The sequence below is a fragment of the Sphingomonas sp. NPDC092440 genome (genome assembly GCF_044754985.1).
Taxonomy (GTDB): Bacteria; Pseudomonadota; Alphaproteobacteria; order Sphingomonadales; family Sphingomonadaceae; genus Sphingomonas.
Genome location: NZ_JBIVQA010000007.1, coordinates 296,716 through 312,137, shown reverse-complemented (window position 1 = coordinate 312,137; position 15,422 = coordinate 296,716). Strand labels below are relative to the sequence as shown.

General features: G+C 65.1%; 15 protein-coding genes, 1 tRNA gene and 1 riboswitch. Of the genes, 4 read left to right on the top strand and 12 right to left on the bottom strand.

Translation table 11 applies throughout. The annotated features are described in order from the left end of the window. Positions 1-56 precede the first annotated feature (56 nt). Positions 57-416: a hypothetical protein gene (locus tag ACIQCS_RS14410; RefSeq protein ID WP_198149154.1), complete on the top strand. Its 360-nt coding sequence runs from the start codon at positions 57-59 to the stop codon at positions 414-416. A 3-nt stretch (positions 417-419) separates the two neighbouring features. Here the strand turns inward: ACIQCS_RS14410 and ACIQCS_RS14405 are convergent, their stop codons facing one another. The 6 genes from ACIQCS_RS14405 to ACIQCS_RS14380 all read right to left on the bottom strand — a co-directional run bounded on the left by ACIQCS_RS14405 (position 420) and on the right by ACIQCS_RS14380 (position 5,511). Continuing rightward, positions 420-653 carry a DUF6117 family protein gene (locus tag ACIQCS_RS14405; RefSeq protein ID WP_066115897.1) on the bottom strand — a complete coding sequence of 78 codons (234 nt, stop codon included), beginning with the start codon at positions 651-653 and terminating at the stop codon, positions 420-422. After that, entirely contained in the window at positions 650-1,051 is a 402-nt protein-coding gene (locus ACIQCS_RS14400; protein ID WP_066115895.1) for a hypothetical protein, read from the bottom strand. Before ACIQCS_RS14400 ends, ACIQCS_RS14405 begins: the two co-directional genes overlap by 4 nt. Positions 1,052-1,123: 72 nt before the next feature. Continuing rightward, entirely contained in the window at positions 1,124-1,345 is a 222-nt protein-coding gene (locus ACIQCS_RS14395) for a hypothetical protein (protein WP_066115893.1), read from the bottom strand. 59 nt (positions 1,346-1,404) lie between these two features. Then, entirely contained in the window at positions 1,405-3,540 is a 2,136-nt protein-coding gene (locus ACIQCS_RS14390; protein WP_142172109.1) for a ParB/RepB/Spo0J family partition protein, read from the bottom strand. 175 nt (positions 3,541-3,715) lie between these two features. Beyond that, complete coding sequence (locus tag ACIQCS_RS14385; RefSeq protein WP_066118900.1) at positions 3,716-4,909, bottom strand: hypothetical protein; 1,194 nt, start codon at positions 4,907-4,909, stop codon at positions 3,716-3,718. 191 nt (positions 4,910-5,100) lie between these two features. Beyond that, positions 5,101-5,511 (bottom strand): SOS response-associated peptidase family protein, encoded by a 411-nt coding sequence (locus ACIQCS_RS14380; protein ID WP_206694594.1) that lies wholly within the window; start codon positions 5,509-5,511, stop codon positions 5,101-5,103. A 335-nt stretch (positions 5,512-5,846) separates the two neighbouring features. After that, positions 5,847-5,968: riboswitch (Fluoride riboswitch) on the top strand. Between ACIQCS_RS14380 and ACIQCS_RS14375 the strand changes: the two genes are divergently transcribed. Next, on the top strand, positions 5,945-6,256 hold the full coding sequence (locus ACIQCS_RS14375; RefSeq protein ID WP_237681160.1) for an SOS response-associated peptidase family protein: 312 nt from the start codon (positions 5,945-5,947) through the stop codon (positions 6,254-6,256). (Overlaps the previous riboswitch by 24 nt.) Before the next feature lie 6 nt (positions 6,257-6,262). On the opposite strand, the gene ACIQCS_RS14370 is transcribed toward ACIQCS_RS14375, so the two are convergent. The 5 genes from ACIQCS_RS14370 to ACIQCS_RS14350 all read right to left on the bottom strand — a co-directional run bounded on the left by ACIQCS_RS14370 (position 6,263) and on the right by ACIQCS_RS14350 (position 13,138). Then, a complete protein-coding gene (locus tag ACIQCS_RS14370; RefSeq protein WP_066117401.1) occupies positions 6,263-9,535 on the bottom strand; it encodes an error-prone DNA polymerase in 3,273 nt (1,090 codons plus the stop codon). Beyond that, on the bottom strand, positions 9,532-11,055 hold the full coding sequence (locus tag ACIQCS_RS14365; protein WP_066117403.1) for a DUF6504 family protein: 1,524 nt from the start codon (positions 11,053-11,055) through the stop codon (positions 9,532-9,534). The genes ACIQCS_RS14370 and ACIQCS_RS14365 overlap by 4 nt, the downstream gene beginning before the upstream one ends. Then, positions 10,970-11,695, bottom strand: a complete 726-nt coding sequence (locus ACIQCS_RS14360) for an ImuA family protein (protein ID WP_198149233.1) — start codon at positions 11,693-11,695, stop codon at positions 10,970-10,972. The genes ACIQCS_RS14365 and ACIQCS_RS14360 overlap by 86 nt, the downstream gene beginning before the upstream one ends. A gap of 146 nt (positions 11,696-11,841) precedes the next feature. Next, positions 11,842-12,435: an RES family NAD+ phosphorylase gene (locus ACIQCS_RS14355; protein WP_066117407.1), complete on the bottom strand. Its 594-nt coding sequence runs from the start codon at positions 12,433-12,435 to the stop codon at positions 11,842-11,844. Further along, positions 12,422-13,138 (bottom strand): Rv2175c family DNA-binding protein, encoded by a 717-nt coding sequence (locus tag ACIQCS_RS14350; RefSeq protein WP_142172103.1) that lies wholly within the window; start codon positions 13,136-13,138, stop codon positions 12,422-12,424. Before ACIQCS_RS14350 ends, ACIQCS_RS14355 begins: the two co-directional genes overlap by 14 nt. 220 nt (positions 13,139-13,358) lie before the next feature. On the opposite strand from ACIQCS_RS14350, the gene ACIQCS_RS14345 reads away from it, so the two are divergent. Both ACIQCS_RS14345 and ACIQCS_RS14340 read left to right on the top strand, forming a co-directional pair. Beyond that, positions 13,359-13,619: a hypothetical protein gene (locus ACIQCS_RS14345; protein WP_066117412.1), complete on the top strand. Its 261-nt coding sequence runs from the start codon at positions 13,359-13,361 to the stop codon at positions 13,617-13,619. A 21-nt stretch (positions 13,620-13,640) separates the two neighbouring features. After that, positions 13,641-15,290, top strand: coding sequence for a recombinase family protein (locus tag ACIQCS_RS14340; protein ID WP_194917204.1), 1,650 nt, complete (start codon positions 13,641-13,643; stop codon positions 15,288-15,290). Here the strand turns inward: ACIQCS_RS14340 and ACIQCS_RS14335 are convergent. Next, positions 15,276-15,350 (bottom strand) — tRNA-Asn (locus ACIQCS_RS14335). The genes ACIQCS_RS14340 and ACIQCS_RS14335 overlap by 15 nt on opposite strands. Positions 15,351-15,422: the final 72 nt, after the last annotated feature.

Here is a 15,422-nt window from a genome sequence, read left to right as displayed (position 1 = left end):
CGGCGATCGGGGACGCATGTCCGCCCGACCGAGCGAGGCCCCGAAGGGAGACGGTGATGAAGGGAAGTGTGATCGGCATGGTGGCCGGAGGATGCCTCGTAGTGGGCTTTGGCGTAGGCTTCTTGCTCCGCCCGGTGATCACGCCCGGCGGCGCATCGGCCGCCGCTGTCGCTGGTGTCGCACAGCCGACCGAGGACGAGGCCATCGCGGCCGTCCGCCGCCATCGCCTTTTCACGGGGACGTCGCTGGCCAATGCGACGCTCAAGCTCGGGGAATGTTCGCCGGGCGGTGTTGGACCTGGCGTGACGTGCATGACGCAGCTCACGATGGATGCCACGCGGGCGAACGCTACGCCGCAGAACCGGCCAGTCGGCTTCGCGCGCGTCAACGGGCAATGGGAAGTGGCTGTCTGGTAGAATTCAGGCAGCTATTTCGCCGCCCGTATTGGGCGGAAGGTAGGAGTCGTAGGGATTGCCATCTGCCAGATGGCCGAACGGCGTGAATATATAGTCGCCACCGTCACGGCCGACCGCACAGATGACATAGCGCGGCTCGCCGGTCGCGGCGTCCGTGCATTCCATCAACGCCAGATCGCCACTTTCCGCGGCGCGCAGCAGGGTTTGGAAATTGGCGCGCGCATGGTCGGGGATCATCGCGCATCTCCTTCGGCGAGCCAGCGGCCGGTGCTGATCCACTCGATCGTGCGGCCGGTGGAGAGATCGAGCAGATGGGCGCCGCCGGAGAAACCGTCGACGACAGGTTCCGAGGCGACGCCGGCCCACTGAAAGCCCCAGGTGCCGGTGAGCCCGAACGTCTCCGCGCAGCGGGTGACGAAGGTGATCAGCAATTGCGGATCGGCGGTTCCGGGGTCGCGAAGCCAGAGGCGCGTCGCGCCGTGCTTGGGTGTCAGGGAGAGCAGGAACGGCTCGGCGGGCGGGTCCTCGTGACCGTTCTCGGCCATCAGCGCGATGTAGAGGTCGAAGGCCCGCGCGACATTGGCGACCGAGCCGACGTCGAGCAGGCAGGAGAAGCGGGTGAGAAAATCGGGCATGTCGGGCTCCTGAAACGAAAAGAGCCCGGCGCTGGGCCGGGCTCGGATGGGTCGGGATGGTGGTTGGAAGGGTCAGTAGCCGAACTGCCAGGACGGCCAGGATTGGCCGTCATCGGCGGCCGCCACGGCTTGAGCCAGGTACTCGGGATTGCCCTCGACCACGGTGGGGTCGCGGACAGGCGTCTCGTCGATGACGGTCACTCGGACAACGAGGTCATCCTCGACCTCGACATGGACCGGCACGAGGTACTGGAAGACGACGTGCCGGGTTGGCGTAGGGCTGGATTGCGCCATGCGGAAGGTCCTTCAATTGGAGGAAGGTGCGGAGCGGCCGAAACCGCCCCGCGAGCCCATCATTCGGCGGCGACAAGGTGACGTTCGTCGTCCTCGCCGTTGGCCGGCGTTTCCGGATCTTCGTCAGTGCTCAGGAAGTCGGGCAGCTCGGCCACCTCGGCTTCCCCGCCGCTCTGAGCATCCGATGCAGGATCGGCTGCGAGATCAGCGAGTCGAAGCGGTTCGGGCAGCCAGCCGGTGTCGACCAACAGCCGCTCGGCCTCCTTGGCCATGTCGCCCTTCTTCAGATGATCGATAAGCTGCGCTGACGCGTCGCCCTTGGCTTCACGCACCGCTTCGAGGATGCGCGGCTTGGTCACCCGGCTGAGATAATTGTCGACGGTCGGGCGCCATCCCGCTTCCGCCATGTCGAGACCGACAGCGCGTGCGATCCGATCGGCCTGCTTCAGCCGGCGCTCCAACCCGTGCTGAGAGATGCCGGAGCCGCCGTAGCGGTCGACCTTCTCGGAGAGGGCATTGACGCCGTAAGAGACGCAATGCGCCAGCAGGGCCGTCCGGCTGGCGTCGTCAAGATCGACCAGCCAGTTCCACAAGGCATCCTCATCCTGCGGGATGTCGGCCTCCCAGCCTTCCTGCCGTTCCGCCACCGACTTGGCGGACGTGCTGTCCTTCAGGTCGGCGGCCTGGACAGAGAAGAAGACGTGACGGACCGAGACCTCCAGGCACCCGCCGGAAGACGAGGTGCGGTGGAAGGTGTCGAGCACCAGCTTGTGCAGCAGCGCCGTGATGGCGACGTGCGGGTTGCGTGCCAGCGCATCCCGCAGCGCGAGGGTGCGGTGGGCCGTCAGCTCACTGACCAGGCGTTCGGGCAACGGCTTAACGACATCGTCCTCGTCATCCTCCGGTTCGGGCTTGCCACCGATGGTGATGACCGCTCGCATAGGTTCCGAGGTCGTCGTCGTTCCTTCGGCTTCGCCGTCGCCATCGGTCCGGGGCTCGATCGGCGCCTCGTCTTCGGGACGGACATAGCCGCGCTCGACGGTCAGCCGGCCCGAGCTGTCGATGCTGACGAAGGCGCCAGCGCGCACGATCTCGGCCGGATCGTAGAGGGTCGGCCGGTTCTGGAAGGCGGCGATCCCCGTCTCGATCTCCTCGAGCCGCAGATCGACCGCCTCCGGCAGGTCCTCGCCATCGTCATGCTCGGCGTAGAGCCGGTCCAGTTCCTCGGTCAGGGCCTCATAGGCGGCCTGTTCGTCGGCGGAGAGTTCGGGGCGTTCGCCCGCGATCCTGCGCAAACCGGTGGTGTGGCCGTAGGGGAAGTCCAGCGCGGCATCGATCCAGCGCCAGCCCTCGGCCGCGATTTCCTCGGCCGCTGCGCCGAGTTTCGAGGTGGCGAGGGTGTCGAGAAGAGCCGGGTCCTGCAGCCATCCTCCGTCGTCGGCCAGAAACAGGTCGCGCAGCGTTGCGCCGCCGGCTGCCTCATAGGCTTCGATCCCGACGAACTGCGCACGGCGATCGGAAGCGCGCACCGCACCTTCGGTCAACATGCGGCGGATTTCGTAGGGCTGGCGGCTGTAGGATCGCTGGATCGTCTCCCACACCTCCATCTGCCGCGCATGGTCGTGCGACACGGTGAAGGCCATGAGCTGGTCGAGCGCTATGCCGTCCTCAGCATAGACGTCGAGCAGCGCCGGGGCGACCGAAGCGAGGCGCAGCCGCTGACGGACCACGGCCGGGGTGACGTAGAAGCGGGCGGCGATATCCTCCTCGCCCATGCCGCGTTCCATCAGGGCCTGGAAGGCTTTGAACTGATCGAGCGGATGCAGCGCCTCGCGGTGGACGTTCTCGGCGAGGCTGTCTTCCTCGGCGGGGATCGCGGAGCCAGCGTCGCGGACGTTGCAGGGGACCGGCGCGGTCTTGGCCAGTCGCTTGGCCTTGACCAGTAGTTCGAGCGCCCGGAACCGGCGACCGCCGGCCGGGACCTCGAAGATGCCGGTTTCCACGCCCTCGCCATCGAGCACAGGGCGGACGTTGAGGTTCTGAAGAAGGCCGCGGTGGCCGATATCCTCGGCCAGTTCCGGGATCGAGACGCCGGCCTTGGTCTTGCGGACGTTGGCCTGGCTCAGGATGAGCTTGTTGAAGGGGATGTCGCGACGCTCGCCAAGGGACGCGATCTTCTGAACAGCGGTTGCCATGTCGGGATACTCCACGACGGGCGGCCGAAAGACTCTCTCTCAGCCTCCAACCCGTCACAAAGCGAAGCGCCGCCCTCTTCCTCTAAAGGGGGCAGCGCCACGGACCGGCAAACCGGAAAGAGACGGAAGCGCAAAGCCGGAGACACGGAAAACCGCATCCCCGACTTCGCGGAAATCAGGCCGCTCGATCGAGCAGCTTCTTGGCCTTGCCTTCCATGTCGAGGCGGGCGTCCTGATGCGGCTTGTCGCGCGCGACGGCAGTGATGCCCTGCACGAAATCGAAGATGCTCTCGGGCGGACGGCCTTCCTCTGCCAGGACTGTGTCGATGATCTTGCCGGTCTCGGCCTTGGAGAAACCGCGTCGGCGCAGGAAGTCGGTGCGGTCTTCGTCCGTCCTGGCGACGATCCGCTCGCGGGCGGCCTTGATGCCATTGACGAAAGGCAGGGGTGAGGAATTGGCGAAGTTCGCCAGCGCTGGCGCCGCCTCATGGGCGAAACGGTTGGCTGCATATTTGCTGTGGCGGATGGTGATCTCCTCGAAGTCCTCCACGCCCCACAAATTCCGATTCTGGCAGACCGCGCGGAGATAGAAGCTCGCCATGCCGAGCGTCTTGGCGCCGACCTCGGAGTTCCAGCAGTAGAAACCCCGGAAGTAGAAATCCGGCGAGCCGTCTGGCAGGCGCCCGGCCTCGATCGGATTCAAGTCGTCGACCAGGAACAGGAAGACGTCGCGGTCGGAGGCATAGAGGGTCGTCGTATCCTTGGTGATGTCCACGCGCGGATTGTAGATGCCGGTCGACCAGTCGAGCACGCCCGGCACTTTCCAGCGGGTGTCGCCCGTGCCGTTGCCGGCGATGCGCTGCACGGCCTCGACCAGCTCGTGGTCGAAGATGCGCCCATAATCCGGCCCGGTGACGGCGCGCAGCTCGACCCGGCCGTTGTCGGTTTCGAGTGTCTTGATCTGCTCGGCCCGATTGGAGGTGAGGCCATACTGCAGGTTGATGGCGGCAAGTGCGGCAGGGAGCTGTCGCAAATAGGCGGCGGGCGCACCGACCAGGCTGGCGAGCTGGCCGAAGGACCAGTGTGTAGGCGCGATTGCCGCATCGGTGCCCGGCAGGATCAGCGCCAGCCGCTCTGAATCGTTGCGGTTCGCCTCGACGTGGATGAGCGCGCTCTCCACCACCCGCGTCCGGCTGCGTTCGGTACGGTCACGAACCGTATGGGCCAGCTCCGACAGGGAGAGGTAGCGCTCGTCGGCCGGACGCGAGAACCACTCCGAAGAGACGCGGCCGATCCGCTCCCCCCGGCTGACATCGACCTTGTAACCGCCGTTCGAGTCGCGGCGAGCGTCGAGGACTTGCATGTTCATGGGATCAATCTCCATGACGGGCGTCGGAGACCTCTTCTCCAACCTTCCACCCGTCACGGAAAACCGGTCCACTCTCTCACTCTCAGCGGGGCGTTGCGGGGCAGCCGCCCCGCAGAAGGGGTCGGCCGAGACCGAGGGCTCGGACGCAGGGGAAGGCTTTCCCCCTTCGGCCGCTTCGAAAAGCTGATCGTTCAGATTGCAAAGGTGGCTTGCGCCGATTTTTCCCGCAGCCGCGAAACGGCGAAAGCCCCTGCCGGCAGCGGCTTCAGCAAGTCCTCTTCCCGCGTGGTGAGATCGAGCCAGGCCAAGCGCTGATCGCGTCGTAGGACGGCCATCTGCCGATCATGATAGAGCGCGACATCGTCGTTCGCCGTGGTCGTCAGGATCGCATAGGCCTCCGGCCAATCCTGCGTCACCGGCCGCCAGATGCCCGCGAAATAGAACCAGTCGCCACTCGTCAGCGAGAAACTGTAGTGCTTACCCCGGCTGCGATGGCGGAATTCGGACGCAGGGATGAGGCAGCGATGGCTCGGAAAGTCCGACTCTCCGCCCGGGTGACGGTGAACGGCCGCCCGCCATTCTCGCGGGGCTGAAGTCCCCACGGCAGCTCCACCATCTCAACATCGCCGCCGTCGCGCCTTATGATTACCCGGCGTTCGCTGAGGGATGCTTCGGAATCGAATACCGTCGCGCTCATGATCTGTGAACATAGCCAGAACACAGCGGCCGGACAAGAGCGGTCGAAGCGGAGGACACATGTGCAATGACTACCGACTTATGGTGGACGTGGCGTCGATCGTTGAGGACTTCGCCGACCTCAAGATCAAGATCCGCTTCGGCGAAGGCACGCCGAACATTGAAGCGCGTGAGGACATCAAGATCACCGACATGGGTCCGATCGTCCGAACGGTCGAGGGCGTTCGGGGTGACGGCGACATGCTGCAGCGGCGATGGAGCTGGCCAGGCCAGAACAAGCGCCCGGTCTACAATTTCCGCTCTGACGACCGCGAATTCACCTCGAACCGCTGCCTGATCGTGGCTGATGGCTTCTACGAGTTCACGGACCCCGCCGAGAAGGGAAAGAAGCGGAAGGACAAGTGGCTGTTCACCAAGCGCGGCCAGCCGATCATCTGCATCGCCGGCATCTGGCGCGCCACGAAGGATGTCGGCGAGGCCTTCACCATGCTCACGATGGAGCCCGGACCCGACATCGCGCCCTACCATGATCGGCAGATCGTCATCCTCGAACGCGACGCCTGGGCCGATTGGCTTGACCCCTCGGTTCCGGCTCAATCACTGATCCGTCCGTTGGCGGCCGGCACGCTGCAAGTGGAGCAGGTTGGATGACGCGTTCTACCGGAAATCCCGTGTCTTCACTTTGATCGAGTCGATGTGGAGGTCGGGAATGTAGATGTCGCGCGTGCGCAGGCCCTTTGGCGCCAGTCCACGCGGATCGGGCGTCGGCGAGCCGTGATGGAATTCATCGCCGCGTCCGTGCGGCAGCGGAAAGGCCGCATCCCGATCACCGACGCTGGCCAGGTCGGCCGAGAGATCGGTGAGGCGCTGCGCGACCAGATGCACGACTTCGCCCTCGCGCTGGATGCGTCCGCGCACGGCGAACATTCCGGCCGACAGGATGATACGGCGGTTCTTCTCGAAGACCTGCGGCCAGACGACGAGGTTGGCGATGCCGGTTTCGTCTTCGAGGGTTATGAACATCACGCCCTTCGCGCTGCCGGGCCGCTGCCGGACCAGCACGATGCCGGCGGCCTCCAGCCAACGGCCGTCGCGGGCATCCATCGCCTGCTGACAGGTGAAGATTCGCCGTCGGCGCAGATCGTCGCGCAGGAAGGCGACCGGGTGGCTGCGCAGCGACAGCCCGATATGGCCGTAGTCCTCCACCACCTCCGAGCCTGCCGTCATGGGCCGAAGGCTGACGGCGGCCTCGCTGATCTCGGGCACGAGCTGCTGTTCATGGGCGGTGGCGGCCGCGAAGAGGGGCAAGGGTTCATCGCGTAGCGCTTTTATTGCCCAGAGCGCCTCACGCCGCGCCATGCTGAGTGACGGGCGGAAGCCGTCGCCCTCGGCGATTTGCACCAGGGCGGCGACCGGCACGCCGGCGCGGCGCCATAGATCGTCGATCGAGGCAAAGGGCGTATCAGCCCGCGCGCTGACGATGGCGGCGGCGTTGGCGTTCGCCAGCCCCTTGACCATGCGCAGGCCGAGACGGACCGCGAAGCGGCCATCGTCGCCGGTCGGCTCCAAGGTGCAGTCCCAGCGCGAGGCGTTGATGCAGACCGGCCGGACCTCGACGTGATGGTCCTGGGCGTCGCGCACGATTTGAGCGGGGGCATAGAAGCCCATCGGCTGGGAATTGAGCAGCGCCGCGCAGAAGATGTCGGGGTGCCAGCATTTGAGCCACGCCGAGGCGTAGGCGATTAGCGCAAAAGAGGCTGCGTGGCTTTCCGGAAACCCGTAACTGCCGAAGCCTTCGAGCTGCTTGAAGGTGTGTTCGGCGAACTCCGGTTCATAGCCGTTGTCGACCATGCCGTTGATGAGCTTGTCCCGGAAGTGGGAGACGCCGCCGGTGAACTTGAAGGTCGCCATCGACTTGCGCAGCATGTCGGCCTCGCCGGGCGTGAAGCCGGCGCATTCGATCGCGACGCGCATCGCCTGTTCCTGAAACAGCGGGACGCCGAGCGTCTTGCCGAGCACCTTCTCCAGTTCGGGCTTGGGATAGTGGACCGGCTCCAGCCCCTCGCGGCGGCGCAGATAGGGATGCACCATGTCGCCCTGGATTGGGCCGGGCCGGACGATGGCGACCTGCACGACGAGATCGTAAAAGGTCCGCGGCCTGAGGCGCGGCAACATCGACATCTGCGCGCGGGACTCGATCTGGAAGGTGCCGAGGGTGTCCGCCTTCCTGATCATCGCATAGGTGCGCGGGTCCTCAGCCGGGATGGTCGCAAGATCGAGTTGGACCCCCTTGTGGTCGGCCAGGAGGTCGAGGCCGCGCTTCATGCAGGTCAGCATGCCCAAGGCCAAGACGTCGACCTTCATGAATTTCAGCGCATCGATGTCGTCCTTGTCCCACTCGATAACCTGGCGATCGACCATGGCGGCGGGTTCGATCGGCACCAGCTCATCGAGTCGGTCATGGGTCAGCACGAAGCCGCCGGGATGCTGGGAGAGATGGCGTGGCGCGCCCATGAGCTGGCGGGCGAGATCGAGAGCGAGGCGAAGCCGGCGATCGCCGAGGTTGAGGTTCAGCTCTTCGACGTGCTTGGGCTCGACGCCTTCCTCCGACCAGCCCCAGACCTGCGAGGACAGGGTCTTGATCAGGTCCTCGGTGAGGCCGAGCGCCTTGCCGACGTCACGCAGCGCACCCTTTGAGCGGTAGCGGATGACGGTCGAGCAGAGCGCGGCATGGTCGCGGCCATAGGTCTCGAAGACCCACTGCATAACGATCTCGCGCCGCTCATGTTCGAAGTCGACGTCGATGTCGGGCGGTTCGCGCCGCTCCTCGCTGACAAAGCGCTCGAACAGGAGGTCGTTACGGCCGGGATCGATCGAGGTGATGCCGAGCACATAGCAGACGGCCGAATTCGCGGCCGAGCCGCGGCCCTGGCACAGGATGTCCTTGGAGCGCGCGAACCGCACGATGCTGTTCACCGTCAGGAAATAAGGGGCGTATTGCAGCTTCTCGATAAGCCTCAGCTCGTGCTCGAGCGCGGCGCGGACGCTGTCCGGCAGGCCCTCGGGGTAGCGTTCTGCGGCACCTTCCCAGGTCAGCTTGGCCAGCGTCTCTTGTGGCGTCAGCGCCGGGTCGTCGCGTTCCTCGGGGTATTGGTAGGCCAGCTCGTCGAGCGAGAAGCGGCAACGCTCCGCGATCTGCAACGTGCGGGCCAGGGCCTCGGGATAGCGGCCGAACAGCCGGTGCATCTCCTCCGGCGGTTTGAGGTAGCGATCGGCGTGCCGCTCACGCCGTTCGCCCAGCGCATCGATGGTGACGTTGTGACGGATACAGGTGACGACGTCCTGAAGGATGCGGCGGTCGGGCGCGTGGAACAGCACGTCGTTGGTGACGATGGTCGGCACCCGCATCCGGGTCGCGAGGTTGGACAGTTCGTGCAGACGGAGCTGGTCGTTCGGCCGGCGGCGCAGCGACAGTGCCATATAGGCCCGGTCGCCAAAGGCCTCGCGCAACCGCCGCAGGCGCAGGCCGCATCCGTCGTCGGCGTGGTCCGGCAAGAGAACGGCAAGTAGGCCCTCGCGATAGGCGACGAGATCAGCCCATTCGAGATGACATTTCGCCTTGCCGCCGCGCTTCTTGCCGAGCGACAGCAGACGGCAGAGCCGCGAATAGGCTGGTCGGTCGGTCGGATAGACCAGCACCGACATGCCGTCGGCGAGGTCGAGACGGCAGCCGACGACGAGGCGTACGCCCGTCGTCTTTGCCGCCTCATGGGCGCGGACGATGCCGGCCAGCGAGTTGCGGTCGACGATGGCCAGCGCCTCGATGCCGAGCAGGGCTGCGGTGGCGAACAGCTCGTCGCAGCCGCTCGCGCCCCGCAGGAAGCTGAAATGGGAGGTGACCTGGAGTTCGGCATAGCGGGGGCCGTTCATCCGAACACCCCATGCAGGAACCAGCGGTGCGATCCAGTGGCCGCATCCTCACCATCGCCGGCGCGGTAGATCCAGTAGCGTTCGCCGGCGTCATCCTCGATCCGGAAATAGTCCCGCACGGCGACCAGTTCGGCGTCGCGCTTCCACCATTCTCCGAACAAGCGCTCGGGGCCGTCGGCGCGCTTCACGCGTCGCCGGACACCGCGCCAGGTGAAGGACACCGGAGGATGATCGGGCAGCAGCGCGACGATCTCGATCAATTCGGGACGATCGAGCAGACGCGGCGGTCGCGGCCAGTCGCCGGACCATGTCGCCCCGGTCTCGGGCGACATGGCGGGCACGCGACAGACGGAGCGCTCGGGGACGTCGCTGGCGACCGGCGCGGCGCGATAGATGCGACTGCCGCCAACCCGGTTGGCGAGCGTATCGACGAGATCGGAGACGTCCGGCACGGTGTCGTCGATAAGGGAGGTGATGGTCTGCTTGCCGTCGATCGGTTCGGCGATTGTCGCTGTGAGCGTCAGGATTTCGATACCGAAGCCGGGTTCGATGGTCTCGATCTTGTCGCACAGAAGCCGGGTCAGGCGCTTGACGTCGCGCACCGGCAAGGCCGTGCCGACGCGGACCGCCTGCATGATGTTGTCGACGCGATGGCAGAGCAGGTCGAGGCGCCGCGCGCCGAGGCCGCGTTCTTCGAGCGCCGCGCAGAGCTGGACCACCAGCTTGCCGATATAGCGGGCGATGGTCTCGGCCGCGCCGATCGGTTCAGGAAAGCTGCGGCGGACCTCGATCAGGTCGTCCGGCCGGATCGGGTCGATGAGTTCGGGCGCGAGGCCGAGCGCCTGGTCGATCCGGCGGCCTAGCTCGGGTCCGAAGCGAAGCGTGAGCGGGGCGCGCGGCTGCGCGACTAGATCGCCAATGCGGTCGAAGCCCAGCGTCCGCAGATTGTGGACCAGGGCCGGCGGCAGCCGGAGCGCCGCGATCGGCAGCGGCGCGATCGCGGCTTCGACGGCTCTCGGCGGGGAGATCAGGGGCGACCGGCCGGCGTATCGCGCGAGGGCGTGCGCCGCGCCCCAGGTGTCGGCGACGGCGGCGCGGGCGACGATCCCCGAGCCCGCTAGGCGGTCGACCATGCCCGACAGCATGGCGTGTTCGCCGCCGTGCAGATGATCGGCGCCGGTCGTGTCGATGACGATGCCGTCAGGCAGGCAGGCGGCGACGATCGGGGCGTAGCGTTGCAGGACCCAGAGCGCGAGGCGGTCGAGCGCCTCGGCGTCGGCCGTGGGAGCGGCGTCCTGAACGAGGAGGCCCGGGACGAGGACCTGGGCCCTGGTCGCCGGCATCCCCACGCGCAGGCCGGCGGACTGGGCCGCGGCATCGGCCGCGACCACCACCCGCCTTCTCCCGTCATGGCCGATCAGGACGAGCGGCGCCTCAGCCGGAGGCGCCGCGTCGCCGGCCGTCCTGCGCACGCGATCTGTCGACCATGTGGGCAGGAAGAGCGAGACGACCCGTGTCATCGCACGCCTCCAATTCGAAATCAGCACTCTCGCCCGCGCGAGCGCGGATCAGCTCGACAAGCCAGCGGTGTCGGCCGACTCCCGGAACGGGCAAAGTGGGTGAAGGCAGGGCCGAGACCCGCCAGCGGGTCATGGCGGCGGTTGGCTGGCCGAAGTCCGTGGCCTCCGTTTGTCGCCGCCAGCGGCGTAGCGCCAGGCCGATTGCACCGGTGCCCTCGGCGGCGAGTTGAAGGCGACGCGAGGCGGTCATCGACAGGCGGCCGATTTCTGCGACGACGGCGCCGAGTCCGCCATGACGCAGGCCTTCCTCGACACAGGCCAGGACGGTCTTGTCGTCCCCGGCCTCAACATAGATCACGCGATCTGGCGGGAGGCCGGCTTGGGCCAACGCCGGTGCGAAGAGGTCGGGACGGGTGACGCACCACAGCACCTTGCCCTTGGTGCGCGCAGCAATTCCGGCGGCAAAGAGCGCGGCGGCGGCACCGTCGATCGCGCCGTTACCGCCGCCCGCGATCTCGTGCAGCGCGCCGAGCGCCAGGCCTTCGCCGGGGAGTCGTGAATCCACCTCGGCAATTCCAAAGGGAAGCACCGATTTGACGCGCCGGCTTTTGCCTTCGATCTTCTCGATCTGCGCGCGCAAGGATTCTATGGCGGGCTCGGGCCGCAAGTTCGTTCCTGACCTCCAAGGGCGGGTTGACAAGCATGTTCGCTATTTGTTCTACTTTTCGATTGGAAGAGTCAAGGTGGTCGCGGATTCGATCACGTTTCCGATCACGGGTGAGGGAGCTATCCCAGACCGACCTTATATCGGGCAAACAGTTCGCCGAGACGGTCGCGGTTTGATAGTATGGGCGTGGAAGCGATCACAGCCAGACGGTCGTGCGCCCGCTCGAACAGCGCGACGCAGAGTTCCCCGTTGTCGTGGTTGGAGCGGTAAACGACGCCATCGGCGCCAGCCGAATGATCATGGATGGCGCGCGACCACTCCTGCGCAACCGAGTGCGGACCGCTGGTTACAATGCCTGTAGCACCGATGCGAGCCAGGCCAGGGCCGTGAACCGAGACGACCCGCAAAGGCGATGTGACCTCGATCTCGCAGAATGATCGGGCCTCAAGAAAGCTCAGTGCAACGAAACGGGCGCCGATAGAGCGAAGGCACGTTTCGGCGAACGCGCCTTCAATCGTTTGTGAGAGGTAGGAGACGCCATACTGGCGTGTCGGATCATCAAAGCGGTTGCCGCCAGAGGACCCGAAAAAGATCGGGCTAAGTTCCGTGCGATGGATGCGGACCAGCCGAGCGCCTTTATCGATGATCTCTATGGGCAGATCGCGGGCGGCGAAATCGGCGGGCGGCAGCGGTCTCGGATCAGGCGGCGCCATGTTCGCCGTAAGCCGCTGCCGCCCTGACAACCTCATCTGTCTGACCTTTGCGGAGCAGATCGATCGGTCGCTGGCCTTCGAGCCTGGCGTCGCCAGTCAGCATGAAGTTGACTCGCATCCAGGCATCTTCGACGGTGAAGGCGTCCAGCACGTCGCGGATGCCCCGCAATAGCCCATTCTTGCCGATCTGAAACGCGGGGTAGACATAGCCGTCGCCTACATCGAGCCAGAACACTTGGCTGCGCTCGCGCTTACGGCCGAGACCCTGCGGCGTGATGCCAAGGTGCTCAGCGAGCTGCTGCGCGGAAAGAACACCGCCTTCGGCTTTGAGCATTTCCCGCTTCATTTCGGAGCCGCGCAATAGCGCTTCGGTCAATGGGTCGGGCCGATCGGGCAGAATCTCGGCGCCGATGGCTGCCGCCTCGTGAAGTGAGCTGAAGAGAACGTCCGTGTCCGTTGACGCGCCGACCGCCGCCAGGAGCCGATCACGCGGCATGCGCTCGGCGATGCGCGCGAGGGCCCTGCCGCTACGCAGCACGAAAGCCGCTACGAGATCCTCACTTGATCCGGGTTCGGGGCGCCGGACACGCGTCGACGCGGCAGAGGTTGGTTCGCCGGTGAAGTTCGTTGCGCGGCTGCGACGACGCTGAGTACCGGCTGAAGCGGGAGGCGTCATGAGATGAGATCCCTTGAGAATGTTCAATTGTCCTGCTATATATATCTCATGAAAATGGAAACTTCAATCACCGACGCAGACCGAGGCCAAACGTCGCCGATTCTTGGAATTTGCACTATTCCAGAGCCCGAAAACGACGGCAGGCGTAACCGCATGGCGTCCGGAGTATCCAAATTCCCGATGCTAAGAATGCCAGTAAATCATTGATATCGGTGAAGTTTAGATAGGAGTATGCGATTATGCGCTTATGTCAAACGAAAGAGAACATCTGGCATCGGCCATCATCGTCAGTCTCCACGACTACTATCCTGTTGGTTCTGACGACGTCGAGCCCAGGAAGCGGCGCCGTTCGTCGGCCGCCGCTGTTCGCCGCCCGCGCGCTCTGGAGCGGAATACGAAAGTCACCCACGACTGGACCGCAGGGATGCCGGTCACGGAGGCCGAGCTGGATGTGTTCGAAGCGCATTTCGGCCCGTTCCTTGATGATCTGCTGGGGCCGCAAGACTGAAATCTTGAACGGAGGATTGTCATGAACGCCAACGCGACACCTGCCTTGGCGTCGACAGGACGCGCCGCCTTGTATTTGAGGGTTTCGACGGGGCGGCAGGCCGAGAATGACCTTTCGATCCCGGACCAGCGCCGGCAGCTTCAGTCGTATTGTCAGGCGAAGGGTCTGGCTGTCGCGGCGGAGTTCGTGGAGCCGGGGGCCTCCGCCACCGACGACCGCCGTCCCGAGTTCCAAAAGATGATGGACGCAGCCACGCAAAAGCCGGCGCTGTTCGATACGATCATCGTCCACTCCTTCTCCCGCTTTTTTCGCGATCAGTTCCAACTGGAATTTCATTTCCGCCGTTTGGCGAAGAACGGTGTCCGCCTCGTTTCGATCACGCAGGATCTCGGCGACGATCCGATGAGCGTGATGATGCGCCAGATCATGGCGCTCTTTGACGAATATCAGTCGAAAGAGAACGCGAAGCATACGCTGCGGGCGATGCGTGAGAATGCGCGGCAAGGCTTTTGGAACGGCTCACGTCCTCCGTTCGGATATCGTATTGTCTCCGCGGAACAGAGAGGCATCAGGGTCAAGAAGCGCATCGAGCCCGATCCCATGCAGTTGGAGACGGTGCGGCTCATGTTCCGGCTGGCGCGCCTCGGGGGAGAAGACGGGCCCATGGGGTCCCGGCAGATTGCGGACTATCTCAACATTCGAGGGATACGCACCCAGACGGGAGGCCGCTGGGGTGTTGGCGCAGTTCACCAGATCCTGACGCGCGAGACCTACATCGGTCGGCACCGCTTCAATGTATCCGGAAAGCGTCGGGGAGAGCGCAAGTCGGAGGACGAGATCGTCGATGTCGAGGTCGATCCGATCATCGATGCCGACGAATTTGCCGAAGTTCAGGCGATCATGCGGTCTCGCAGCCCCCAACTGAAGGCTCCGCGCTTTGTAGCGGCCGGCACGCTCCTGGGCGGCGTTTGCTATTGCGCCGACTGCGGTGGAGCGATGACACTGCGGACGTCAGGCAAGGGGAATCAATACCGCTACTACACGTGCTGCACGACCGCCCGACAGGGGAAGACGGGCTGCAAGGGCCGAACCATCCCGATGGACGTCCTAGATGACAAAGTTGTGGGCTGCCTAGAGGAGTTGCTTCTTGAAAAGGGGCACCTCGAAAAGCTGCTCGCTGGCGTGCTGGAGCGTCGGGAGGCGCACGCCGACAATCTCAAGGATCGAATCGTCGCCCTTCGGAAGCAGGCTGCGGACGCTGAGGCCAAGCTGACCCGTCTATACGAGGCCATCGAGAACGGACTCGCGGAACTGGACGATTCCAACCTCAAGGGACGAATCGCGGAATTGAAGCGGATGCGAGACTCGGCGCGCGCCGACGCCGACAGGGCTGAGGATCGCGGCGAAGGAAAGACGAACCAGATCACACCTGAGCTACTGGAAGCCTTCGCAAGCGAGGCCCGGCGTCAGATCAGGGCGAAAGATGGGAGCTTCCGACGGCACCACGTTCAGACGCTTGTCCAGCGTGTCGAGGTCGGAGCTGACGAAATAAGGATCAAAGGCTCGAAACCCACGCTCCTCCAGACGCTCGTGGCGTCTGGAGGAAACCGTAGAGTGGAAACTGCGGGAATCGGCTTTCGCAGTTTCAATCCGAAATGGCTCCCTGAGTAGGATTCGAACCTACGGCCGCTCGATTAACAGTCGAGAGCTCTACCGCTGAGCTATCAGGGATCACCATCTCTCCACCCGGCGAACCGCGGCGGAGGCGGCCCTATGCAGCGGGTTTCTGCGGATTGCAAGAGG